At 36.1% G+C, this 24173-nt stretch carries 18 protein-coding genes; 2 read left to right on the top strand and 16 right to left on the bottom strand.

Annotation, left to right across the window (positions count from 1 at the left end; all coding sequences use genetic code 11):
• Nucleotides 1–785 precede the first annotated feature (785 nt).
• The 6 genes from ACP6PK_RS14475 to ACP6PK_RS14450 all read right to left on the bottom strand — a co-directional run bounded on the left by ACP6PK_RS14475 (nt 786) and on the right by ACP6PK_RS14450 (nt 8274).
• Nucleotides 786–1076: a hypothetical protein gene (locus ACP6PK_RS14475; protein WP_426560245.1), complete on the bottom strand. Its 291-nt coding sequence runs from the start codon at nt 1074–1076 to the stop codon at nt 786–788.
• Nucleotides 1077–1126: 50 nt separating this feature from the next.
• Nucleotides 1127–1984: an alpha/beta fold hydrolase gene (locus ACP6PK_RS14470; protein WP_426560243.1), complete on the bottom strand. Its 858-nt coding sequence runs from the start codon at nt 1982–1984 to the stop codon at nt 1127–1129.
• A gap of 1294 nt (nt 1985–3278) precedes the next feature.
• Entirely contained in the window at nt 3279–4007 is a 729-nt protein-coding gene (gene lptB, locus ACP6PK_RS14465) for an LPS export ABC transporter ATP-binding protein (RefSeq protein ID WP_426560241.1), read from the bottom strand.
• Between the two features lie 528 nt (nt 4008–4535).
• Complete coding sequence (locus ACP6PK_RS14460) at nt 4536–5039, bottom strand: LptA/OstA family protein (RefSeq protein WP_426560239.1); 504 nt, start codon at nt 5037–5039, stop codon at nt 4536–4538.
• A gap of 345 nt (nt 5040–5384) precedes the next feature.
• On the bottom strand, nt 5385–7046 hold the full coding sequence (locus ACP6PK_RS14455) for a mechanosensitive ion channel family protein (RefSeq protein ID WP_426560237.1): 1662 nt from the start codon (nt 7044–7046) through the stop codon (nt 5385–5387).
• A gap of 667 nt (nt 7047–7713) precedes the next feature.
• Complete coding sequence (locus ACP6PK_RS14450) at nt 7714–8274, bottom strand: DNA-binding protein (protein WP_426560235.1); 561 nt, start codon at nt 8272–8274, stop codon at nt 7714–7716.
• A gap of 347 nt (nt 8275–8621) precedes the next feature.
• Between ACP6PK_RS14450 and ACP6PK_RS14445 the strand changes: the two genes are divergently transcribed.
• A complete protein-coding gene (locus ACP6PK_RS14445) occupies nt 8622–9923 on the top strand; it encodes a glutamate-5-semialdehyde dehydrogenase (RefSeq protein WP_426560233.1) in 1302 nt (433 codons plus the stop codon).
• 12 nt (nt 9924–9935) lie between these two features.
• Here ACP6PK_RS14445 and ACP6PK_RS14440 read toward each other — a convergent pair whose 3' ends face one another.
• From ACP6PK_RS14440 to hslO, 8 genes are all read right to left on the bottom strand, one after another.
• Complete coding sequence (locus ACP6PK_RS14440) at nt 9936–10163, bottom strand: hypothetical protein (protein ID WP_426560231.1); 228 nt, start codon at nt 10161–10163, stop codon at nt 9936–9938.
• Nucleotides 10123–11328: an RNA-guided endonuclease InsQ/TnpB family protein gene (locus ACP6PK_RS14435; RefSeq protein ID WP_426560229.1), complete on the bottom strand. Its 1206-nt coding sequence runs from the start codon at nt 11326–11328 to the stop codon at nt 10123–10125. Before ACP6PK_RS14435 ends, ACP6PK_RS14440 begins: the two co-directional genes overlap by 41 nt.
• A 94-nt stretch (nt 11329–11422) precedes the next feature.
• Complete coding sequence (locus ACP6PK_RS14430; RefSeq protein WP_426560227.1) at nt 11423–13192, bottom strand: mechanosensitive ion channel family protein; 1770 nt, start codon at nt 13190–13192, stop codon at nt 11423–11425.
• A 335-nt stretch (nt 13193–13527) separates the two neighbouring features.
• Nucleotides 13528–15222 carry a mechanosensitive ion channel family protein gene (locus ACP6PK_RS14425; RefSeq protein WP_426560225.1) on the bottom strand — a complete coding sequence of 565 codons (1695 nt, stop codon included), beginning with the start codon at nt 15220–15222 and terminating at the stop codon, nt 13528–13530.
• A gap of 364 nt (nt 15223–15586) precedes the next feature.
• Nucleotides 15587–16606, bottom strand: coding sequence for a long-chain acyl-[acyl-carrier-protein] reductase (locus tag ACP6PK_RS14420; RefSeq protein ID WP_426560223.1), 1020 nt, complete (start codon nt 16604–16606; stop codon nt 15587–15589).
• Between the two features lie 355 nt (nt 16607–16961).
• A complete protein-coding gene (locus ACP6PK_RS14415; RefSeq protein WP_426560221.1) occupies nt 16962–17657 on the bottom strand; it encodes an aldehyde oxygenase (deformylating) in 696 nt (231 codons plus the stop codon).
• A gap of 453 nt (nt 17658–18110) precedes the next feature.
• Nucleotides 18111–20246, bottom strand: a complete 2136-nt coding sequence (locus ACP6PK_RS14410) for a hypothetical protein (RefSeq protein WP_426560219.1) — start codon at nt 20244–20246, stop codon at nt 18111–18113.
• Between the two features lie 999 nt (nt 20247–21245).
• Entirely contained in the window at nt 21246–22181 is a 936-nt protein-coding gene (gene hslO, locus ACP6PK_RS14405; protein WP_426560217.1) for an Hsp33 family molecular chaperone HslO, read from the bottom strand.
• A 193-nt stretch (nt 22182–22374) separates the two neighbouring features.
• On the opposite strand from hslO, the gene ACP6PK_RS14400 reads away from it, so the two are divergent.
• Complete coding sequence (locus tag ACP6PK_RS14400) at nt 22375–22767, top strand: hypothetical protein (RefSeq protein ID WP_094671634.1); 393 nt, start codon at nt 22375–22377, stop codon at nt 22765–22767.
• Nucleotides 22768–23547: 780 nt separating this feature from the next.
• Here the strand turns inward: ACP6PK_RS14400 and ACP6PK_RS14395 are convergent.
• Complete coding sequence (locus tag ACP6PK_RS14395) at nt 23548–23703, bottom strand: hypothetical protein (protein WP_426560215.1); 156 nt, start codon at nt 23701–23703, stop codon at nt 23548–23550.
• 81 nt (nt 23704–23784) lie between these two features.
• Complete coding sequence (locus ACP6PK_RS14390; RefSeq protein ID WP_426560278.1) at nt 23785–23994, bottom strand: TrkA-related ion transporter; 210 nt, start codon at nt 23992–23994, stop codon at nt 23785–23787.
• Nucleotides 23995–24173: the final 179 nt, after the last annotated feature.

Genomic DNA, 24173 nt, shown 5'->3' with positions numbered 1-24173 from the left:
TAGCTCTAGAAAATGAAAATGTTGTTGTTTTTCGACTGAGGAGTGATGGATGGAATGATTTGATGATGGGCAAAACTAGCATATAGTCTCTTGAAGCTTCACAAGATGACAATATTCCTGGTATTGCTCCTGGAGAAAATATGGTTGAATAAAAAGTCATGTGTATAGGCAAGCTACACCATATATTTCTTATTGCATCACAAAAATTTTGGGGATGCAACCCCATATTCTTTGACGCGCGATTTTTTAGGTAGCTCTAGAAAATGAAAATGTTGTTGTTTTTCGACTGAGGAGTGATGGATGGAAAGATTTGATGATGGGCAAAATTTTAATTTTATTGCCAAATATTTCAGTTCATTTCTTAAAGAATTTGACAACAATTTATATTTGATTTAAGCAATAGCTTTTCCCTAATTATCCCTGGCAAAACAAGCCAAATATTCTGAGTAATAAAAGTTCCACAACTAAAGGCGCTAAATTTTCTCCCTCTCTATAGAACCCCTAAAGGGATCTATTTAAAATTATAGATTGAGAGTAGGGGAGTGGGGGAGTAGGGGAGATGAGGAGATGGGGTGTATTAGATATCTGCCAAAATCTAATCATCAAATCAATTTTTACCCATAAATTATCAATTATTTCTCCCTCAAACCTATTTTCTGGAGATACGGTTAGGGCTTCTATATCGCCAAGCATCTCGCATACCAAAACCAACTAATATTTGTGGTTCGCTATTATAGCGCTACGCGCTAGGGAATAGGGAATAGGGAACAGGGAACAGCAGACTATCAAACTGTTTCAGAGTTTATAAATGTCCTAACCTTTGCTTCGACTGCTATATAACCAGAATTAGCTTCTGGACGAGGTATCCTTTCAATAGAATATAAGTAATTTCTTTGGTCGCAAGCTTCTAGCAATGCCATAATTAAAATACCATCCCTAACGAGATTTTCTTCAGCAACAGAATGCCATTGATTTTTGTACAAAACTTCTATAGTTTCATTACTATTATATCGACAACGTTCTGGTTCTAAATTTATCCATTTTTCTAACAGCGATCGCATATCTCTCATTTCCATAATTTAATTTTCGGGAATAGGAAATAAGGAACAGGAAATAGGGAGCAATATTATTTTGAGAAACTCTCTAAAAATTCTGCTACTATCTGATTAAATTTTTCCGGTTCCACCAAAAACGCCCAATGATTACCGGGAATTTTTTCCAGTTTTAAATTCCTTAAATACTTATGATAAGGCTTAATTTGCACATCACTTTTATTCACACCTTTTTCTGGTTGAATAAACAAAGTCGGTACATCAATATATTCTGTTAAACCAGGAACTCGCATTACTTCTTCAAAAATTTCATTCCTAGCAGGAACAACAAATTTACTTCCCCACTTTCCACCAGCTTTTTCCTCAATACTTTCCTGAAAAACTATCTGTTGAAATTCGCTCCAACCAGCATATTTTCCTAACTCTTTTGCCTGAGTTTCTGCCTCAGCAAAACTCTCAAACGGACCCATGCCTTTGAGAGTTTCTAAAGTTCGATAAAGAATAGGAAAAGTAACTTTAAGAAATCCAGGCATTTTCCCAATAAAAACTGGGTCTGCCAAAATCATACTTTTAAATATTTCTGGATTTTTTCTTGCCCAAATACAAGTTAATTTTCCCGTCCAAGAATGACCTAAAATATAAGCTGAAGACCAGTTTAAATGTTTCATTAATGCTTCTAAATCTGTAATTGTTGTCTCAAAGCTATAACCACTTTCTGGTTTTCCACTTTCTCCATGACCGCGCATATCCGGCGCGATAATATGATATTTATCTGCTAAATATTCTCCTAAACTTAGCCAGACTAAAGCTGAATCTGCTAAACCATGTAATAACAAAAGTGGCTGTTTTTTCTCCTGACTTTCTTCTGTATGCCATTCTAGATAAGAAAGTTGAATGTCGGATAAATTTAACGTTTTGCGAGTATAAACCATAATCAAATATGAGGATTGAATATTCTACGATACAATATTATAGCAAACCTCTGTAATACCATTTCTCAAAAATATTGCTATATTTGATTGGGTGGGGGAGGGACGTTGGATGCAACGTCCGTACAAATAAGAATAATTAACATAAAGTGACTAATAATTAGGTATGGGAGTCCTGGTTGCCTGTGTTAATTACTTAATAACTGAAGCGTGACCCAAGTATAGCATTAATACATGGTAATTGGTATAACATAGGCATCTTGCTTGTTAATCAAATTCCCTATCTAATAAAGATATAATTTAAGGGCTTTCAATAATTAACAATTAATAATTAATAATTACCTTTTCTGATAAAGAAAAGGATTGGGTTAAAAGGATTTTTTTTCTTTTTTCTCCATGAATGGATAGGCTTTATACCTTAATTTTTTGGTAAGAGAAGTTACTGAGTATTGGATATGAGATTGAATATATGTGTACAATCTCTTAGATTTATAGTGGTTTTCACTTCATGACTTGCATTACTTCTTCCTTCTTCCTTTAAACCCAAATCTCTGTACTCTAAAAAACATGAAAACTGCTATAAGTTAGAACAAAATAATCAATAATTTCAACAAAAACTAGAAATTGCCCGTCAATAATTTCAAGCCAAAATCGTCGAATACCAATAGCAATAAAATCGGAAACTTGAAGAATTTATCAAAGCAGTAGATATGCAAATAGCCAAAAGCAACCAATAATTTTAAGTATGGCTATTTCAACAACAAAAACAAATGTAAATTGAACTAGCTCAATATAAGCGAAAAACTGCCCTAAAAATGAAATAATTAGAAAACTTGCCCATCAAAAATTATCCCTGGCAAATCCTCGAATATCATCAAGGCAGAAATCCCATTCCTATACAAATAATACCATTTCTCAAAAACTTTTCTATATTTACTTGAGCAGGGGAGTAGGGGAGTAGGGGAGTGGGGGAGAAGCAAACATAAGAATAATTAACATTGAAAAAGCTAAAATCAGCCAAAAAATGATTCTGATTGTATCGATAAGTTAATAACTGAAGTATCGCCCAAGTGTAGCAATACTTTTGGGAATTGGTATAATTCTCACACGTCCAGAAATAGACTATGACCTTTTTGAACACTTAAAAAAACTTCCACCTGCACATTTCTTAAAGTATAAAAACGCCTTTCCCAATACTTAAAAAACTTCCTAAAAAAACACTAGGATAGTAAGCAAAAATTTTCTATCACAGAATTTGTGATTACAGAAATAGGCGATCGCTACGTTATCTTGATGACTATATATAAAATTTATCACCCAAATAATATTGACGTACTAAGGGGTTGTTATAAAGTTCTTCTGCTGTTCCAGATGCTAAAATTTGTCCATCTCGCATAATATAAGCTCTATCTGTAATTTCCAGAGTCTCTCTAACATTATGATCCGTAATTAGGATACCCATCTTTTGTTCTCCCAATTTTCCTACTATCTTTTGAATTTCAGAAACAGCTATTGGGTCTACTCCGGCAAAGGGTTCATCCAAAAACAAAAATTTCAGTCCATCTTGGTTAGATGCTAAAGCTCTAGCTAGTTCTGTTCGCCGACGTTCTCCCCCAGAAACTTGAGAACCTAAAGTAGAAGCGATTTTTTCTAAACGAAACTCATGTAATAGAAACTCTAAGCGCCTTTTCCACTGATGACGAGGTACTTTTGTTTGTTCCAAAACTAGGAGAATATTATCTTTTACACTGAGGTTACGAAAAATACTGGGTTCCTGAGCTAGATAACCAATACCAAGTTTTGCTCTTTTGTGCATTGGTAAAGCTGTTATATCTAACTCATTTAAAAGGACAGTGCCGAGTGAAGGTTTTTCTAGACCCGTAGCGATATAAAATGTAGTAGTTTTACCGGCACCATTGGGACCAAGTAAGCCAACAATTTCTCCCTGAGCAATAAATATATTAACTCGACTTACTACGGCACGCTTACCATAATATTTGTGAATATTTTCAAGAACAATTTTCATAGAAGGAAGAAGGAAGAAGAAAGAAGGAAGAAGGAAGAAGGAGTAATACCATTTCTCAAAAACTTTTCTACATTTTGTTGAGTAGGGGAGTAGGGGAGTAGGGGAGTGGGGGAGAAGCAAACATAAGAATAATTAACATAATTACTAGCGAAAATCAGCAAAAAAATAATTATGATTGTATCGATCAGTTAATAACTGAAGTATCACCCAAGTATAGCAATAATGCATGGGAATTGGTATAAGATAAATATTGAAAAAAATAGGAATATAATAGACACCTTCAACAATAACAACAAAGAATAAAATCAATTATCGTACAGAAATAATTATTGCTCTGCTGATTAATTATCAAAGCATTGACAGATAAAACTAAGTGTCTTTTTGAGGTCGAAAAAAATACAAGGTTTTCAGTTTTTCATGCTCAAAAAGTTAGCATTTTGGGCAAGAGTTGCGCAAAAAAATTGCTCCCCTACTCCCCTACTCCCCTACTCCCCTACTCCACTACTCCGTTATTCCCTAGATTTCAAATTATGGACTAATTGGTGTTTTAAAAGCTGGCTTTGGATTGAATGGTGCAGTAACAGTATCTTGTATATTTTCTCCTTGACCAGCAGGAACTACATATATAGATTCTACTTGCCCTTGTAATTGAGGTAGAGCAATAAAACGTCCTTCATCTATGAGATAGGTGACAGTTTCCCCCCGAATTGTATTGCCATCCTGTAGAATAAAGACATTTCCACTCAGAACAATTCTACGTTCTCGACTGAAATATTGAGCTTGAGCTGCTGTTGCTTGAATGTTGCGGGCAGGGTAGTTAATTTGGACATTTCCACGAGCTGTAACAACTCCTGTTCTGGCATCAGCTTCTTGAATATCGGAGCGAACAGTAAGACTACGACCTGAAGAATTTTGATTTCTTGGGGGTTGGCTAGGGTTAATTTGAGCAGAGGTAGGATATGTAATGGAATTTACTATAGCCAGAGGCAATATCAAGACCAATCCTTTCAATATTTTGTTGTTAATTATCATTTTTAATTAGGTGAAAAATTGTCAAGTGGTCCACCATCTTGACCCTTGGGTATAAATTAAGTATTTACTTATTTTACCCAATCCTGGGATTTACTTACCACTGTTTTTGATTTACTACTTATTTAAAGATATGATTTTGTCTAGTTACTTAGTTTTTCTATATTCTCATTATCTTAAGCTTTATTAAATTGTTGAAAAATCTGCTCTTACATCAATAATAACTTTTTAAATATCTCCTAAAAATTTAGATTTTTATGACAAGCTAAAATTACTTGATTAGCATTACTTTAAGTCTATCAACTTTTGCTTTAGACTGCGGTGAAACTTTATAACATCTGCTTCAAGTTAACTTCTATATTTTGAAGTGATTGTAGCATTAACAGGTATATTCTCTCTTTCAAAATTTTGTTTCAATCTGTAGCAAAACTCACGGGCTACATTCCACTGTTTTCTTGGTATTGTTTTCACTCTAATTGTAATTTCCACTTCCGTTTTAGACACACTATTTACAGCTAAAATACTAGCATTATCGAGAATTTTATCTCCCCAACTTGCATCATTTATCAACTCATTAGTAACTTGCTTAATTAACTTTAGTGCTTGACTTAAATTAGTATCTAAATTAACTTTTATTCTTAAATTAATAGTTGCCCAATCTTTAGTCAAATTATGTACTGTAGAAATATTCCCATGAGGAATGGTACTTAAACGTCCTCCAGAATCACGCAATTGTGTTACCCGAAAATTCATGTCTTCTACATAGCCAATAGTATAATCTAAATCAATAATATCCCCAATCGCATATTGATCTTCAAGCAAGATTAAAATTCCACTGATTATATCTTTAACTAAATTATGACCACCTAAAGAAACTGTCAAACTAATAATGCCTAAACCAACTAATATGATAATTAGAGAAATATTTAAGTTTTGAAATACCAAGAGTATACCCAGACAAACCAATATAAAAATCACAATTCCTTGCAATGTATGGGAAAAAGTAATTGCTCGTGATACCGTTCTGTGAACAGAAGTTTCTGTTTCTAGTCTCTGAAAACTATTAATGGCAAACCAATTGATTATAACAGGACTAATTTTAATTATTAAATAAGTACCGATGATTGTAGTTAAGACCATGGCATAAGAAACTAAAAAAATCTGTAGCCAACGACTATAAGGAAAATTTCCTAAAATCCAGCCAATACCACAGAGCCATAAAATTATGTGAGTTACTTGCAATAAACTTCTGAAAAAAGAATTTTTATTTTGCTGTTGTTCCCAGATTAACTGTTGTTTTTGTCCGAGGGTTAATTCTGGTTTTAGTGTGCTTAATTGTTGCTGATTTCTCAACTCATCTATTTGTGGATAAGACAATTTTAAACCTTCTATAAGTTTTTGAAGTTTTTGATATTTCTTTAAGTAGTATTTTTGCAAAATTGATATGAGAAAGCTCAAAAATATCAAAGCTAATATTATCCCTGTAGAAATTAAAATTTGTCTGAATAAATAATCTGGTTGTCGCTCTCTCTGTGCCCTGATTAAAGCATCTATCATAAAACCAATAATCTGATTAGCTAAATCTTCTCTAGATATGCCATGAATCTGAGCATCTAAATCTGTAATAGCAATCAATTCCTGATTTTTCAGTTCTTCTGCATCGGAAGCAAATATTAGAGTCTGGTTTTCCCGGACTTCAAGAGTTAATTTTAAAGTATCAGCATCAAAGCAATTTTTAATCGTTTGTCTGAGATTATTTTCATACAGTCTAACTCGAATATTCAGGGGAGATGTATTACTGTTTCCTTGAATTTGTTGCCCTGCTATTGCGGCAACTTTAAAGATTTCTCTACCATCTATTTTGATGGGTTTATAAACTATATTGTTTAGAGATGTTAATGAGTTAACTTGAGTGATATTTTCAATATTATTGTTTTGTAATTTTTCTGAAGTCTGACTTAATGCTAAGTCAGCTTTGTTAATGATTATAATTAAGGTTAAGAGACTCAAGAATATTAAAGTTATAATTTTTGATATTTTATCAGAATTGTAGAAGGATTTTTTTGTGATGAATAGGATTTTTAATGAAATAAATTTAAAAATTTGCATAAGCCATTACATATACAATTAGTCTACTGATTGCTTTCTATCCGGAAGAAGAAGTATCCGGACAGAAACCTTAGTATTTGAGTAATATAATATCCTCTGGTTAAATAGTTTAATTAAACTTCGTAGTAGGGCTTTAGCTCTATTTCATTAATTGATAATGGATAATGAATAATGGATAATTACCTCTGGTTAAAACGATCGGATTGAAGATAAGGAAATATCCTAGTGCCGCTACGCGGAAGTCAAAATTCAAAATTAAAAAGTATTGATTGGTAAGGCTTTGAGAATTTTGTAACTGGTTAGTTCTTTCTGCCATTCTGCACTAGCACTTTTTTCTCTTGAAATAGAAGGCAATAAAGCCGAATTGATTAATTATCAATTGTAAATGAGTTATTCCAGAAATTTATACTAAGTTTGCTTTGCCAAAAATTGTGTTTGCAGAGTATGACCTAGGACAAGAACTGTTGCGTCAGCAGTATCCTATAGAGCCTAAATAGGTTCTATAGACAGGAAAAATTAAGCAGAACCCAGGCACTGCTTGTGGAATTCTCCTTTCCAAGCCAAATATTTAATTACTTCTGTTTTTTCCTTTCTGTTTCGCTTTTCTCTTCTGACTTTTTGACTTCTTAGCTTTTGCACGCTGCTGAACTACTTCTGGTGGCGGACCATAATCTCCATCACTAAAGTACACTCGCTCTACTCTCTTTTCTGGCTCTACTTCAATCCACAGCCTGGCACCTCCGGCTTGACTTGTATTTGGTTCATGGGGTTGATAAACTATTTGGCAAGGACCATGAATTTTCAGAGAGTGGCAATAATCTTTTTTATCTCCCACTTTCACAGCTACTGCTGGATAAGAAGTTCCATAGTCTCTGTTATAGTCTATAGTTTTTCTTAGAACATGAACGATAGTCTTGGCTTTACGTTCAAATTTATTCCAAGTTCCTTGAGGACCACGACGACCTGCTGTAATTTCTGGCATTCCCCGACGGTTGAGAGGAATTCTCCAAAATCTCCCGACTTTTTTGGCATCAATAACACGACCAGTATTCAGTAGAAGTCGCAATCTACCTGTTGAAATATTTAGCAGAAAAGCTGCTTGTGTAGTACTAACATATGAAACAGTCAAAACTATAACGTTATAGTTTTGAATACTATATTATAACTATACTATAAGTTTTCCCTAAAGTCTATAATTTTGTACCTCCGAGATTTGATAATTGCTATATCAGCTTTATTAGGAATTATTATTAGCAGATTAAAAAAAATTCAAAGTATCATTCAATAATTGATAATTACCTTTCCCTCAAAGGAAGAGGATTGAATAAAAGGAAAATGTTTTCTTGTTTCTCCTTGAAAGGAGAGGCTTTATACCTTGATTTTTCGGTAAAAACCCAAGCAGAAAATATAATTAATAATAATTAGAAAAAAATGATACGATGAGAAAATAATTCCTGAAATTTTGCCTAAAGTAAAATGATTACAGAAGTTTCTTTGATTGAAATAGCCAAAACTACCCGCCAAGCAGCACAAAAATCAGCAGTTTTATCTACAGAAGTCAAAAATCAAGCTATTGAAGCAGTTGCTCAAGCATTAGAAAAAGCTGCACCAAAAATTATTACAGCAAACCAACTTGACTGCAAGATAGCTGAAACCGATGGAATTGCCAAACCCCTATATAATAGGTTGAAAATGAATGAGGCTAAACTAAAAAGCGCGATCGCAGGTTTACGCAATGTTGCTACTCTTCCTGATCCTGTCGGTATAGTCCAAATACATCGGGAACTGGATGCAGGATTAATTCTCAAGCGTATTACTTGTCCGTTGGGTGTTGTTGGTGTGGTATTTGAAGCTCGTCCAGATGCTGTTATTCAAATTTCAGCTTTGGCAATTAAATCAGGAAATGGTGTCATTCTCAAAGGAGGTAAAGAAGCAACTAATTCATGTCAAGAATTAGTTACAGCAATTCGCCAAGGTTTATCCACAACTTCTGTTAACCCTGATGCAGTACAATTATTAACTACCCGCGAAGAAACTCTGGAGTTACTCAAGTTAGATGAATATGTCGATTTAATTATTCCCAGGGGTTCTAATTCTTTTGTGAAATTTGTGCAAGAAAATACTCAAATTCCAGTTTTAGGTCATGCTGAAGGAATTTGTCATGTCTATGTCGATAAATTTGCAGATATTCAAAAAGCAGTAACAATTACTGTGGATGCCAAAACTCAATATCCTGCTGCTTGTAATGCTGCCGAAACTTTATTAGTACACGCTGATGTTGCTGCCAAGTTTCTCCGAGAAGTTTTCGCAGAATTAGAAAAACGTCAAGTTGAGTTGCGGGGTGATACAGCTACTCAACAAATATTGCCCTCAGTAAAGGTGGCGACAGATGTAGACTGGGCAACAGAATATAGCGATTTAGTTTTATCTGTTAAAGTGGTAGATAGTTTAGAAGAAGCGATCGCTCACATCAATACTTATGGTTCTAAACACACAGACGCTATTATAACTGAAGACAGCAAAACAGCAGAAACATTCCTCGCCCAAATAGATGCAGCAGGTGTATTCCATAACTGCTCAACTCGATTTTCTGATGGTTTCCGTTATGGTTTTGGTGCCGAGGTGGGAATTAGTACCCAGAAAATGCCACCAAGAGGTCCCGTAGGTTTAGAAGGATTAGTCACTTATAAATATCAAGTTGTTGGAGATGGTCATATTGCTGCCACTTATTCTGGTGAAAATGCTCAACCATTTACTCACCGGAATTTGCAACTTTGATTTTTGCTGTATTTAATTTTTGTCAGATATCACCTCATCCTCCTTGCTGTTATTCCCTTGACTTGAAACTGGAGGACAATTTGGTGAACCTTCTGGTGGAAAATCTAGAGTATCACGAAGTCGATCGCGCTGTTCAGTAGATAAGTTAGGAAAAGGAAGAATACCGTACGAAAAAAACTGTAGAAAATCGTAACAGCTTTTATCTTGATATTGGATTAACCAATATAGGCTGTACGGCACAGCTCACTATTCCCTCGGCAGTAAATGCCCCTGGGAATTTCTTTCTAATTATTTGGAGACTGCCGTTGATATCGGCATTAATCACTTTACCTGTTCCACTTCTAAACAAACCGCGTTTGACTCGTTTTCCCACATAATTCTCATGGCGCCTGGGCAATTCTAAATCAAGTGAAGAAGTTTTACTGGTGTAACTTTCTTCAGTTTCAATGACTTTGATACCAACCAGTTGACATTTATAAGTTATCTGTTGAATTAGCTTAGAGTGCGGTATTTGGGTAAAGTTTTGATTGTTTTTTTTACCGATGTTTGCACCTTGTTTCCAGTTATCATTTTTGCCTATGACTACAGTACCAATATTATTTCTGGTTAAATACTCAACTACTAATTTACTGGTGTTATGCAGATAATTCTCCACAAAACGATTTCGGTTATAGGTTAACGCTTCAATCTTACGGCTAGTTTTTTTCTGGCCTTTGATCACACTTTGGTACTTAGCTTTTCGCTTGTTATATAGTTGATTGACGCTTTTTAGTGGCTTCCCATTAATCAGCAGTGGTTTGACACCAGGCTTATTTGTAGATAGAGCAACTAATCTGTCAATCCCTAAGTCAATTCCTGCTACATATGTTGAGTCTATTGGTGGCTGATTCGTTTTTTCATAGACTACCTCAATTATATAGCAGGCAGTAGCAGGTACTATCCTCACAACGATTACAGTATCCACAACTACAGGTATTTTGATATCACTCATAGATAAGTGACAAATACCATCTTTGAGAGGAGCTTTATAGACTGATTCCTTTGAATATATAACTACATTCCTACCTTGAGTTTTATTTTTATACTTTGGTATTTTGGGTTTACCTAAAAACTTCCCTGGATGTTTTGACCATTCAATGATTGCCTGAAAATAACCACGCCAAGTGGCAACCAAGCATTTGATTATTTGTTTTGATACCTTGGTTGGTAAAGATCTATAGGCATCACTATCTTTAGTTGCATGGTAAAGTTTAGTTAAATCCAGACTATGACCAGTAAAGAAAAAATTCTGACGACAGTAATAATTAGCCAAATTATACAAGTTTTTTGACCTAAAGGCTAACTGATCACACCAAGCCCAATACTGATGTGTTCGGTTAATAATATGTCTGTCAACAAGTCTCATTCACCTGAATTATTTCAATAGCTTTAGTTACCTGTTTAATATTAACACACTTTTCCACAAATAGCAACTACTTTATACAATTTTCATTCAACAGTTAATCACCCTTTGACCGCCAAAGCTTAACCTCAGCCTCAGCAGCGCGACTTCTCTCAGGATCGAGTCCGCTATCTTGAGAAATATAATTCGTCTGGGAGGGAAAAGCAAAACCTGTTCCTGATGACTCAACAATATCATCAACTCGCAATAGCACATCCTCCTGAATTGCTAGAAACTCTGGTAATTTACCTGTATCTACATAAACGAAAATTTCCACATCACGGGAATAATCATTATATTTGATTAACCTAACTCGCGCTCCCTCCTCAAGAAGCTTAGGGTGAGCTAGAATCATTTCCCGAAATTTTGCCAGTACAAATCGCAATTGGTCAGAGGTTGTCTCGTAACGTAGCCCAATAGTATGTCGTAAAAGAATGCGATCGCGTCGGCTCTTATTAGCTAATTTCAGTTCTGAGAATTGAGAATTAGGTATGGAAATTAAATCACCATTGATTGCGAGAATTCGCGTTGAGCGTAGACCAATCTCTAGTATAGTTCCTTCTTCATCTCCAAAGCGACAATACTCACCCACCTTCACTGGTCGGTCTGCTATTAATATCAATCCGGCAATCAAGTTCTCTAATGTTGGTCTAGCTGCCAAAGCTAACGCCAGACCACCAATTCCCACACCCGCTATTATTGGAATAATAGAAATCCCCACACGTTCAATTCCGAGGATTAGGGTAATCGTACCAGCGCTCAAACCTAACAGTCGGAAAACTGTCCGAATTAAGCTAGCATCTAAACTCTGAGGATTAATCTTCGGGGACGCAATAATAGTCTCTGCTAAAGCGTTGCCCAAGAGAAAGATTCCTAACCCTAGTACCATCCAGAAAAGGATTCCCAGGGTAGTTATAATAATCAGAAGTACATATCCGGTTAGATTGACTACATCATCTAGTAAATAGCCAATTATGGAGAAAGTTACCATCGCTATCAAAGGAGACAGAAGTATTTCCCAGGTTCGTTGTGGAGGCTTGAGAAGACTTAGCCTCTGAAATTTCCATCTAAAACTGATGTAGGCAATCCAGAAAGCGATCGGCAAGAAAATTCCCAAACTCATCCATTGCCATAGGGTCTGACCCCAATAATAAGTCTGTAACCAACTCGGTATACTTTCCAACCATTTGGAGGGAAATAGGTCGCCGGGGCTAGTCATATAGAATTCGTAAAATCCTTCTGTAGAACCAGGTTTGTAGGGTAATTCTTTAACTACCTGGTAGAATCTTTCCAGGTGAGCTACCGTCTGAGAAGAGAAGAGAAATTCACCACTTCTGGGTCCTGACTCAACTTTAGTGATGTCGATTTCTGTATTGGGAAGCCTCCAGGTAGACAACTCCTCGGTAGCAACTGCTTCTGCATCGGGAATCTCTGCATAAGGAGGCAGTTGAATTCGGTCTAGAATCTCTTTCAGCAGCAGCGCTCTTTCGCTTGCAGCATCAGATCTTAGGGCTACCGGAACCTTACTTAGATCCAAACAGTCCTTGGCCCGCTTGGCAAAAATGTGCATTTGTTTCCTTTGCTGACCAACTGAGTCCGAGAGGAAAAACCCTGGCTCTTGCAAATGTTGTTTGTAAGATGCCATTAGTATTTGATGGGCTTTGTTGGCATTCTCGATAAAGCTTCTCAGGGTTGCCTGGGGGCTAGAGGTATCGGGAGGAGCCAGGGGATGCTCAACCACGGGAGCTGCTATAGTAAAAGTTGGAAGTAAGATTAAGATGAGTAGTCCTAAAAAAACTATTTTCAGCGATCGCCACCTAAGTCTCATAAGCTGACAGTTAAATAGTATGGTTTATAAATTTTGGTATTGGTGAAATAAGGTATGAAATTCTTATGGTCGTAACATTAATAGTAAGGAAAAAAGCTATTTTAACTCCTAACTCCTAACTCCTAACTCCTAACTCCTGTACGGGCGTTAACGATAGTTATGCGAAGCTAACGGCCGTTTCGCGGAGCGACATGAAACGCCCCTACGACTCCTGACTCCTAACTCCTAAAAATCATACAATGATTCACCAACGCCTAAATTTTCAATTATTTCTCCTATTTCTCCCTATTCCCTGTTCCCTCTCTCAACTAGGAAATTCCTAAAAGCACGACTACTTAAATCGGATTTATGATAAAATAAGCAAAATTTGCCCCTGCTGTATGAACAACATCTTTGACTTGTAACAATACATGTTCCTGAATTTCCTTAAACTCATCTTCTTTAGCTGTATCTACATAGGCCAAAATTTCTACATCAAGAGAATAATCACCGTATTTTATAAATCTGATTTCCAATTCATCCTTAGCAACCTTGGGATAAGCGAGTATCAATTCTCGCAATCTTGCTAATATAAACTTTATTTGTTCAGGGGTTGTCTCATAGCTTAACCTGACTGTCTGCTTTAAGAGAAAGCGATTGCGTCTGCTCTCATTAAGCAATGATAACTGTGAGAATTTAGCATTAGGTATAGAAATGATATCCCCCTCTACCGAAAGAATTCGGGTTGAGCGGAAACCAATACTTATTACAGTTCCTTCTCCCTCCCCAAAGCGACAATACTCCCCTACTCTAACTGGTCGATCGATTAACAAAATCAGTCCAGCAATCAAGTTTTCTACGCTTGATTGGGCTGCTAGTGCTATCGCCAAACCTCCAATTCCCAGACCTGCTATTATTGGAATTAGAGAAATCCCTACGCGCTCAATTCCTATAATTATGATACCTGTACCAACGGTCAAACTCAATAGGCGAGAGACTATCCTGATCATACTGGCATTTATACCACCATCGTTAATTTTGGGAGAAATAACAAGAGTCTCTGCTATAGCATTGCCAAACAGAAAGATTGTTGAGGCTACCATCATCCAAAAGATGATTTCTAGGGTAGTTAAGATAACCAGTAGTAGATTTCCAGTAATATTGATTCCCTCATCAAGGAAATTACTGACCGCTACCAAACTAACAATAGTTATTAAGGGAAGAGTCAGAAGTTCCCAGGTCTGACGTGGAGGAGCAAGGGTATAATTTCTCTGCAAGACCCACTGAAATATTTTGTAGGGAACCCAAAAACCAATCGACATACCAATGACTAAACCTATCCACTGCCATAAGGTCTGATCCCCATAAACTGCATCTAACCACCTTGGTAATTGCAGCCATTTGGGCGGCAATAGACTGCCTGGAGTAGAAATATAGAATTGATAAAATCCTCCCATAGCCCCTGGTTTATAAGGAAGAGCTTCAACCTTTTTGTAGAATTCCTCGATGCGAGCAACTGTCTCAGGAGAGAAGAGAAATTCTCCTGCATTTACTCCCTTATTAACTTTAACAATGTCGATTTCTGTATTAGGAATAGTCCATTTATAAAATTTCGGATCGGCACTAACATATTCTAGATCGGGAATTATATCGTAAGTTGGTATTACAATTCGGTCAAAAATTGCCTTCAGCATCAGAGTTGCTTCTAACCCCTTATCCTGTTTTAGACGAGAAGGTATATCGCTAAGATTCAAACAACGTTCAGCCCGCTGGAACAGAATTTCAGCCTCTCTAGCTCTTTCACGAACATAGCCTGAAGGAAAAAGTCCTGGTTCCTCTTGATATTGCTCGTAAGCTACCATCAATGTTTGGTAAGATTCATTAATATTTTCCACAAAGCTACTGATAGTTCCTTTGGGGCTAGAAGTATCTGGAGGTGCTAGAGGAAGAAAAGTCTTGGCTACAGGATTTGCGATTAAAGAATTTTGGAGTACAAGTAAAGTTAGTAGTGCTAAAAAGAATATTTTTACTAATCGGAACTTGAGTTTCATAACCTCACAGTTAAATCAAAGGTTTATTCTCAGTCCAGCCTAATTAGAATTTTCACACAGGAAAAACTAAACTATCTTTATAACCTTGAACTAATTATGGGTTGACTCTGTGAATTTACAACCTCTACAATTAATATCAGGTTTTTGAAGACAATTAATTTTATCGATCAAGTCCAATAAATAAGCTAAACCGCTTTCTTAAAGTAATCTACTCTTTGAACTTATACCATAAAAAGTTTGACACCAAAATATTCTTGCCTTTTGTCTGTGGCAACCAAAAACTTTTTTAGCAGACTCTACTTAATGGATCTAATTTCTCAGAACAAATCCAACATTTCTAACTGCCATATTTCTGCTCTATTTTTCAAAGCATTAAAGGTTTAAATCCATGCTTAACAGATAACTTTCCAATTAGCTCCATTTTTTCTACAGTAATTAAATTCCGTCCCCAAGAAAAATTAGTATATAGCTTTTCAAATTCCAGTAGCATTGACTCGGCAAAACAAGCAAATAACTGACGACCTGGCACTTCCATATTGACAATATTCATAATTTTCCAGTCAATATCAAGAGAATGTTCTACAATTCCACCATTGAGAACATAGATTCCTTCTTGCTGAACCTTAGTAGCCATGTTTTTAGGATAACCCCCATCAATTAATAAACAGGGTTTCTTTAACATATTTGAATTGATTTGTACACCTTTGGGCATACTAGCAACCCAAACAATAATATCAGCTAGAGGTAAAGCTTCATTTAATTCTAGAATTTTGCCTCGCCCTAATTCTGCTTGCAGATTTTTTAGTGGCTCTTGCTTACGAGCGATCAATAATAATTCTTCTATTTCCGTCTTAGTATTCAACCAACGACATACGGCACTGCCAATATCTCCAGTTGCCCCACAGACTGCTACTGTTGCTTTTGATAAATCAATTCCTAATTTTTCCGCCCCTTGTTCTACTTGCTTACATATAATATAAGCTGTGTGGGTATTGCCAGTCGTGAAACGTTTAAATTCCAATGTAATATTGCGAATCTGCTTAAACTTCTCTAAACTGAAATTCTCAAAAATAATTGATGAAAATCCACCCAAAGCAGTTATGTCAATACCATTCTTTTGAGCATGGGCCATTGCATTCTGTATTTTGCGTGTAGCTGCTTTGATTCGGCTAGAAGCTAGCATTTCTGGTAGAAAACAAGATTCTACATATTTGCCTTCAATTTTCTGACCTGTGATACTTGTTACTTTGATTGTATCTACTATCTGAGGTGGAGCGCTACACCAGAAGTCAAGACCTTGATCTGCATATTCTGGATATCCTAAATCTCTTGCTACAGATTGGGCGTGTTCTAAGCTAGTTAGATGACCAATTAGACCAAACATTAAAATTGTAAGTTTTGATTATTAGTGGGTTAGTTATTGCTGATGGTATATAAAAATTAAGTGGGGAATTGTACATTGGCAAGTATTATTTTCATTATGAAAAAATTTTTTGTCAAATGTTATGCCATTACTCATTCCCCATCCTAATTTCCACATTAAAAAGCGTTCAACAGTTTAGCAATCAGCAATGAGTTTTGCCCGTTTCGGATTATTCCGGAACGAAAAGGGAATGTTTTACCCCTCCTAAAATTTAAACGATAACCTAGAATTCGGGGTTAAACCCAAGCTTTCAGATATCATTATCTATACACAAATTTTTAGGCTGATAGCTAGATAGCTAGTTGATTAAAATTAACTATGCGGCAACCAGACCATAAGCTGACATCCGCATAATTTCTCCAGTAGTAAAGCCAATATTGTTCAAAGCTTCACCATAAGCAATCATAAAATCTTCAATTAATGCTTCTTTTTGCATTTCCAGGGTTTTAGCATCTTTTTCTACCTGGTTAAGCATTTTCCATACTAGAGGTAAGTTTTGGCGATTTGCTTGTTGTAGTTCTGCTTTAGAATCTGCAAAATGTTTTTCTAGCCATACTTCACCAAAGTTGAGATGACTATATTCATCTTTAACCACACCTTCAGTAATTTTACGAGCAAAAGGGTCAGCAACAGGAATATAAATGTTGTATGCTGCGATCGCAAAGCATTCAATAATTAGAGATTGAATTAACAGGCAAGTTACCACATTCCCTTTAGCTGCTGCTGTTTGGAAATTTTCATGTAGTGGAGCAAAGAACTTTTTGGCAAACTCCATATCAGGTGTCACTTTCAGATTATTGCCACAAGCTTGAAAGCCTTTTTTGTGACGATTTTCCATTTTTGATAGCTTAATCAGCTCATCCTTTTGGTCTGGAAGCATTTCGGCTAGTTTAATATAGTTTTCGTAAGCCTCTTGCTCTCCTTCAATCACAATTGCGTTGATTCGGCTATAGGCATCCTTGTAAGTTTCGGTTTCAAAGTTTATAGTATTTTTTTCTTCAACTTGTAGCATACGTTAGTTATCTCCTCATCAAAAAATAGATTTAGAAAGGCAAAGAAAATATTTGATTAATCTTAACTTAGCTTATAGTTTACTGTACCTACTTTCTGGAATAATTGGTTAGTATAGCCATAATTTATCTTAAATTAAAGGCCAACTTTTGCACCAATCTCCATTTCTATAAATTTTAGTTTAGGTTTTGGTAATTTTACCTAAAATATTATATATCAATTTATTGACCTTTTTCAGATCGTCAAATAGTTAAGCTTTAGTTTGATTAGTTATTAGGACTTTGATTATCTCTTGGTTTTGAGGCCATGTATTGTGGCGATTTACAATGGCCAATAATTATCCAAATAATTGCTTCCAAAATCCTGCCTTAAAAGGTGAGATGTTTTTGAAGGGTTGGTCAAAATCCATGACAAAAACAACTTCTGACTTCTGACTTAGTTGACACCCTTGACTCTAGTTATTATTGATAAATTTGGGTGTAGATACCAAAGGTTTGCCTCTCTCATCTGTAAGATTACTTGAATTTTTTTCTCTCAACTGCTGAGATTGATCTGAAGGTAGAGTCTGATAATCTAGAGGTTGGTTAGGGGTGAGCCAATTTTGCCAAATACTAATTTGACTCTGGGCTGAATTATAGGCAAGACTATTTCTCGGAATTTTCCTCGCAATTGAGATTGCTTGTGCCACATCTCGGTTAACTACATCCATAGCGATCGACAATATTTGTTGGCTCCATTGATTAATCAATTGGGAAGCCTCTAATTGCCTAGAACTAGAAGTTGGTACTTGCTGTGCTAAAGTAATTGCTGTAGCATAAGCATCTGCTGTCGCTGCTACTGCTGCTTGACGAGCATTCTCTAAATTTATTTTGGCCTCTTGTTGAGATTGCCATTCCTGAATTTTCGCTCTAGCCTGATTGTATAGAATTCTACCTGGTTGAATTGAGCGTGCTGTGGCAATTGCCTGTTCTATATCGCCTGACAATGCTAGAAGTTGTGCATTATCAAGAATTGGTTGGTCTTGAGAACGTTGAAGTTTTTCTGTCCACCTATTAATTTTCTTTTGAGCTTCCTGATACAGAGTTCTACCCCGACCAATCTGACTTGCTTCATCAATTGCAGCTTGTAAAGAAGTTATATCACCAAAGCTTGCTAATTTTTCGGCTTTATCCAAAAAAGGCCGATCTTCTTGTTGCTGTAGTTGTCTACTCCAAGCTTCTATCAAAGTAGTGGCTTCTTCCCCCCGAGGGTTATAGGGAGGAATACTCTGTAATTTGGCGATCGCTGCTTTTAAATCGCTAATTCCTCTAGGTTGGGCTAGTTTTTTTCCTTCTTCAATAATGGTGACATCTGCTATTTCTTGTTGCCAAAGACTGATTAACTTTTGAGCTTTGCTGTAAAAAGGTCGTTCAGCTTTGAGTTTTTGAACTTGAGCAATAGCATCTTCTAGTCCTGCTATTGTACCTAAGTTAGCTGGAGAATGGGCACGAGCTAATAGCTCTATATCTTTTACATTTTCCTGTAGGGCATCATTTTTCGGAACTTTATTGACTACATCAAGTGCCTTTTGCCAATTTCCTTCATTTAATTCGATTAAAGCGATGTCTATTATTTGTTTTCCCAAATTAACTGTTAACTTTTCGGCTGTCTGATAGAGATAGCTCTTTTGTTCAATTTCTTGAATTTGTGTAATAGCATTTGTCAGATTATCTAGTCCACCTTGTTCTCCAATATTTCGTGCTTCGTTTAATTTAGAACCTTCTTTCCGAGTTCTTTTAATATCGTTAATTAGTTCCTGGTATTTTTTGGTTCCCCAGTGGACATTTGGCACTGACAGTAAACGAGAGGCTTCCATGGAAGCTTGATTCCATTCTTCTTTGCGCAAATGTTCTTGAGTCTGCTTATAATTTGCTTCAGCTTGATTCCAAGTTTTTTCCCAGTCTTGAATCTGTTTTTCTACCAGTGGATCACCTGACAGTTTCTGGGGGACTTTCTGCGCAATAGTAATTGCTTCTTCTAATTTTCCATCTTGAAAAGCCAAGTCTCCCAACGACAATATTTTTTTCGACCACCTTTCTATATAATCATCTATTTGTGGACGCATTGGATGGTCATTTGATAAAACATCTACCAGATTAATTGCTTCAAGTAAATTGTCCACAGTTGCGGAAGTAGCTAACAACTGGGCACAATAAAGGCGTTTACTAGCGGATGCAGTACGCCAGTAAGTTGATTCACAATCTGCCTGAGAGGGTAACTTAAACAAAGCTGACATAGCTGTTATACCTGCTCCAGCGGGAACTATTACCAGTAGTCCTATCCACAATAACCCGTAAATAGACCCTAGGTTGTTTGCAGGTTTTGGTTTTTTTGGCTCAGTTTTTTTTATAGTGGAAACTGAGTTTTTCTGCTGATTGGAGTATTTTGCTGGAGATTTGTAGGTCTTTATTTGACTGCCATTTGCTCTAAGTTCTTGCAGTCTTTGTTCGCGGTTTTTCCGACGTTCAGGTAATTGCCATTGTTTTTGGTCTATTGACTTGATCTGACGGGTTATCCGGCTATGGCCTATTTTTTTGTGCTTTTCATTCATATATGCTTTATCCTGAGCAGCAAGCAACGAATATATTAAACTCTCATTACTTTCCAGTTGATTCAGCCTACAAACAAGCTTTTATATAATTAAAGTTAATTTAATTATATGCGGTTTATAGGTATACACTATTTTGGGCATATTTGCAACCACTTATCTCAACCTTGCTTGAAAACCCCCGTTCTCCACCCGCCCTTTTGTTCCCCCCACATGAAAGGCTATCTCTTATAGAACCCCTGAAGGGATCTATTTAAAATTAGAGATTGAGAGTAGGGGAGTAGGGAGAGATGGGGAGATGGGGTGTATTAGATATCTCCCACTCATCCCATCATCAAATTAATTCTTACCCATTTTTTATCAATTAATTCTCCACCAGAACCTATTTTCTGGAGATACGCTTAGGGCTTCTATAAGGAATTCCTAAAACCCTTTTCCGAGAGAGAGATGGGTGGGTGGGGAGATTGGGAGGTGGGGGGAGAAAAGCCTCTACTTGAATAGGTTGACCCTCCTGAAATATTCAGTTAAGGGCAATCAAATCATATAACTTCTCTCTAATGTCTACGTTTTATCTTAAGAAAGATGTTTATAAAGCATAGCGCGTGAAAGGGGAGGGAGGCATTGGGGGAATGGAAAAAGCAATTAGGGCTGGCTGATTAAATCTCAAAGCATTGACAGATAAAGGCAAGTCCCTGCTTTTCGGTCTCTAGAGGTGCAAAAATTTAGTATTTAGGGCAGACAAGGGCATAAAAATTAAGGGGCAACTCTTTTTCCTAGCTCCTCTATAATTCCAATTTCTCCTGACTTCTGTACGTCTCCAAGCCAATGGCTCCTCTACCTGACTCCTGAGTCCTACCCTTACCAACAGAATTTTTCAGCAAACCCCAATTAATTTTAAGGTTTTCACGAGCTTTGTATTAAGCTAGATTGGGAAAATTTCAGGGGTGCATAGCACGGTTTAGGAATTCTGGATTTTGGCCTAAGGGTAAGGTGGGGAGAATGTCAATGAGATGACTTCCGTAATTGTCCAATAGGCACTTCTGTGAAGGGTTGTTGTAAGTCTTGAATTAATTTTGTGAGGTCTTTTTGACTGGCTTGATATACTTCTCCACAAAATTCGCAGGTTGCTTCTGCACCTTTGTCTTTTTCAATCATATCTTTTAGTTCGTCTATACCAAACATTTTTAAAGCTCCTAATACCCTCTCAAAAGAACAGTCACAGTTAAAACGAACTATTTGACGTTCAGGTAATATCTTTAAGCCCATATCTCCCAAAAGTTGTTGGAAAATTTCTGGTAATGTTTTGCCCGAACGTAGTAATGGAGTGAATCCTGATAAAGAGGCGATACGAGATTCTAGGGTTTGAACTAATTCTTCGTCTATAGCTGCTTTGGGCATTACTTGTAACAAAAGTCCTCCTGCTGCTTGTATACCTTCTGTATCTACGAATACTCCTAGCACTAAAGCTGATGGTGTTTGTTCTGATGTGACTAAATAATGGGTAATGTCATCCCCAATTTCTCCAGATACTAATTCTACTGTACTGGAGTATGGGTAGCCATGGCCTATGTCTCTGACTATATATAAGTAACCTTGATTGCCTACTGCTTTCCCTACATCCAGTTTGCCAATTTGATTTGGTGATAGCTCAATTGTAGGATTCTCTACATAGCCTCGCACTGTTCCATCTAGGCCAGCATCAACTAGCACTGTTCCTAAAGGACCATTGCCTTGGACGCTAATGTTAACTCTTGATTGTGGAGTTTTCATACTAGAGGCTAATAATAGTCCTGCGGTCATTGTTCGGCCAAGAGCAGCAGAGGCTACCCAAGAAAGTTTGTGTCGTTGTCTTGCTTCTTCGGTTAAGCGAGTGGTAATTGCACCTACAGCACGAATACCTCCTTCTGCTGCTGTAGCTCTAATTAGTTGATCTACCATTGGAGTCCTTACATTTCTTAATAATTCTGATTTTCTTTATCATAACTCTCTTGGAATACTACAGGTGAAATTTGTCCAAGCTCAAAGGAAATAATGTTAATCTATAATTTGGGAATGTTCTAATTTTGTTTGAGAAAATAAGCAAAATATAAATTTAAAAATTATATCTATTGTTATTAGTTATTAGATTGTTATGTTAGGTACTTTTCAAAAAAGCCATCTACGGATTGAGATTGAAGCTGCTGAAGCTACGATAAGAGATAGTTTGCTGCGTCCATCTCAATTACAAATGTGGTTATGGCCTCAGCGTTTTTCCCCTGGACTACCAGAACAATTATCTGAGGGTGTAAAGTTTGAAACTTGGGTTGGACTGATAGAAATTAAGCATTATGTTGATATAGTGAGACCAAATTGTTTGAGGCTTATACTGAGTCAAGGTATTGATGGGTTTCATGAGTGGTATTGGGGAGATGGTTGGGTACAATCTCGTCTAGAAGGAATATCGATGTTTCCTATAAATTTGGGTCAAACTTTTAGTTTGCTTCGCTTACGAGAGTTTGTATCTGGTAAAAAATTAAGTGGTTAGGTTTTAGGTTATCAAAATGATGTAAATTATCCCTCTGATACTTGAATCCCTAAATATTAAACAATACACAAATCATCCAATTTATAATAGGTAAGCATTTCCTGCGGAATGCTGCGTAAACAGCTATTAGCAGTCAGCTATCAACAATTATATCTCCCCTTTAAAGGTTATGCTTTATAAACATTTTTCTTAATATAAAGTTTGACAAAATAGGCAAGTTATATTGAATTGTAGCAGGGACTTTTTCAGGAGAAAAAGTGCATTGAAAAATCAATTTTTTTGATAAGTTTAAGTAGTTTTGCCAACAATACTATACTCCTTGTCCCTTCTCTCCTGCTCCCTGCTCCCCTGCTCCCCACAAGGTTTTCAGAAGTTCCTTATAAGGAATAGCTTTAAAGGCGAGGTTGAAATCAATAGTTATAGTTATCGCGGTTGAGGGAGCCTACTTTGGCAGTAACTTTTAATTCTCTCTCAATTTCTGAATGGCTTTTGCCTCCTCCTCTCATCAATAGCTAATGGCTAATAGCTGACGGCTGAATACTTACTATAATAGTTTCTGATTTGTTCAGGAGCTAGACTGAAAAATTACATCCTAACCTAAAATGATGAAATTTATAATTTTATTTCTTTCTGAGCTATAACAATTAAATCGTCTTTCTCCTGAAATATATAATGATTGGGATTAATTTTCAATTTACCTTGATACTCAGAAACTGCTATGAAAATAGGGTTATGAGTTTCCTTAATATGTATAAACAATTCTAAAAAATTCTTCCCTACCTACTTAGAAGTAATAGTTATCTGATAAAACTGATTTCCTCTGTCATAAGTTAGTAATTCTGAAAATACACTCATTAACCCTTTATTTAAAGCAGCTTGAGCTAATAAAAAAACACTTTTTTCTTGACTAACTATGTCATCATTGAAATTACGCATTTCTAAGTGAGAGGCATATTCATAATTAAGTAATTCAGCACAAGTATAAACATTACAAGTATAAACATTTGGATTTAATTTTTATGCTGTTAATGCTGCTATAATTGTTCGATCATCTGCATCTTGATTGCTACGATTATGAGTTTTATCACATAAAATAATACAAGTTTCAGCCTGACTTATACCTGTTTTTTGTAGTGTAGTAACTTTTGTAAAATCATCATTTATAAATTGTACTCGTGATTTTATATCTGAGGTTGTAAAATTGAGTTGATTATCAAATTCAGCTATTACTATAATTGGTATTCCTTCACTTTTACCGAATTATTAATAATTAAATAATTCTGGTTTAAAGCCTCCCCTTGGATAGGGGAAAAAAAGAAATAATATTTCCTTATCTTCAATTCCCGTGCGATTTTAACCAGAGGTAATTATCAATTATCAATTATCAATTATCAATTATCAATTAT

It is taken from the genome of Dapis hubbardiae BLCC-M172, from assembly GCF_050016015.1.
GTDB lineage: Bacteria > Cyanobacteriota > Cyanobacteriia > Cyanobacteriales > Microcoleaceae > Trichodesmium.
This window is presented reverse-complemented; position numbering and strand designations above follow the sequence as displayed.

Coding starts and splice junctions, on each gene's coding strand:
- ACP6PK_RS14400 (WP_094671634.1), top strand. CDS start 22,375: ATGTTAGGTACTTTTCAAAAAAGCCATCTACGGATTGAGATTGAAGCT.
- ACP6PK_RS14425 (WP_426560225.1), bottom strand. CDS start 15,222: ATGAAACTCAAGTTCCGATTAGTAAAAATATTCTTTTTAGCACTACTA.
- hslO (WP_426560217.1), bottom strand. CDS start 22,181: ATGGTAGATCAACTAATTAGAGCTACAGCAGCAGAAGGAGGTATTCGT.
- ACP6PK_RS14435 (WP_426560229.1), bottom strand. CDS start 11,328: ATGAGACTTGTTGACAGACATATTATTAACCGAACACATCAGTATTGG.
- ACP6PK_RS14445 (WP_426560233.1), top strand. CDS start 8,622: ATGATTACAGAAGTTTCTTTGATTGAAATAGCCAAAACTACCCGCCAA.
- ACP6PK_RS14475 (WP_426560245.1), bottom strand. CDS start 1,076: ATGGAAATGAGAGATATGCGATCGCTGTTAGAAAAATGGATAAATTTA.
- lptB (WP_426560241.1), bottom strand. CDS start 4,007: ATGAAAATTGTTCTTGAAAATATTCACAAATATTATGGTAAGCGTGCC.
- ACP6PK_RS14395 (WP_426560215.1), bottom strand. CDS start 23,703: ATGCGTAATTTCAATGATGACATAGTTAGTCAAGAAAAAAGTGTTTTT.
- ACP6PK_RS14420 (WP_426560223.1), bottom strand. CDS start 16,606: ATGTTTGGTCTAATTGGTCATCTAACTAGCTTAGAACACGCCCAATCT.
- ACP6PK_RS14410 (WP_426560219.1), bottom strand. CDS start 20,246: ATGAATGAAAAGCACAAAAAAATAGGCCATAGCCGGATAACCCGTCAG.
- ACP6PK_RS14470 (WP_426560243.1), bottom strand. CDS start 1,984: ATGGTTTATACTCGCAAAACGTTAAATTTATCCGACATTCAACTTTCT.
- ACP6PK_RS14430 (WP_426560227.1), bottom strand. CDS start 13,192: ATGAGACTTAGGTGGCGATCGCTGAAAATAGTTTTTTTAGGACTACTC.
- ACP6PK_RS14460 (WP_426560239.1), bottom strand. CDS start 5,039: ATGATAATTAACAACAAAATATTGAAAGGATTGGTCTTGATATTGCCT.
- ACP6PK_RS14415 (WP_426560221.1), bottom strand. CDS start 17,657: ATGCTACAAGTTGAAGAAAAAAATACTATAAACTTTGAAACCGAAACT.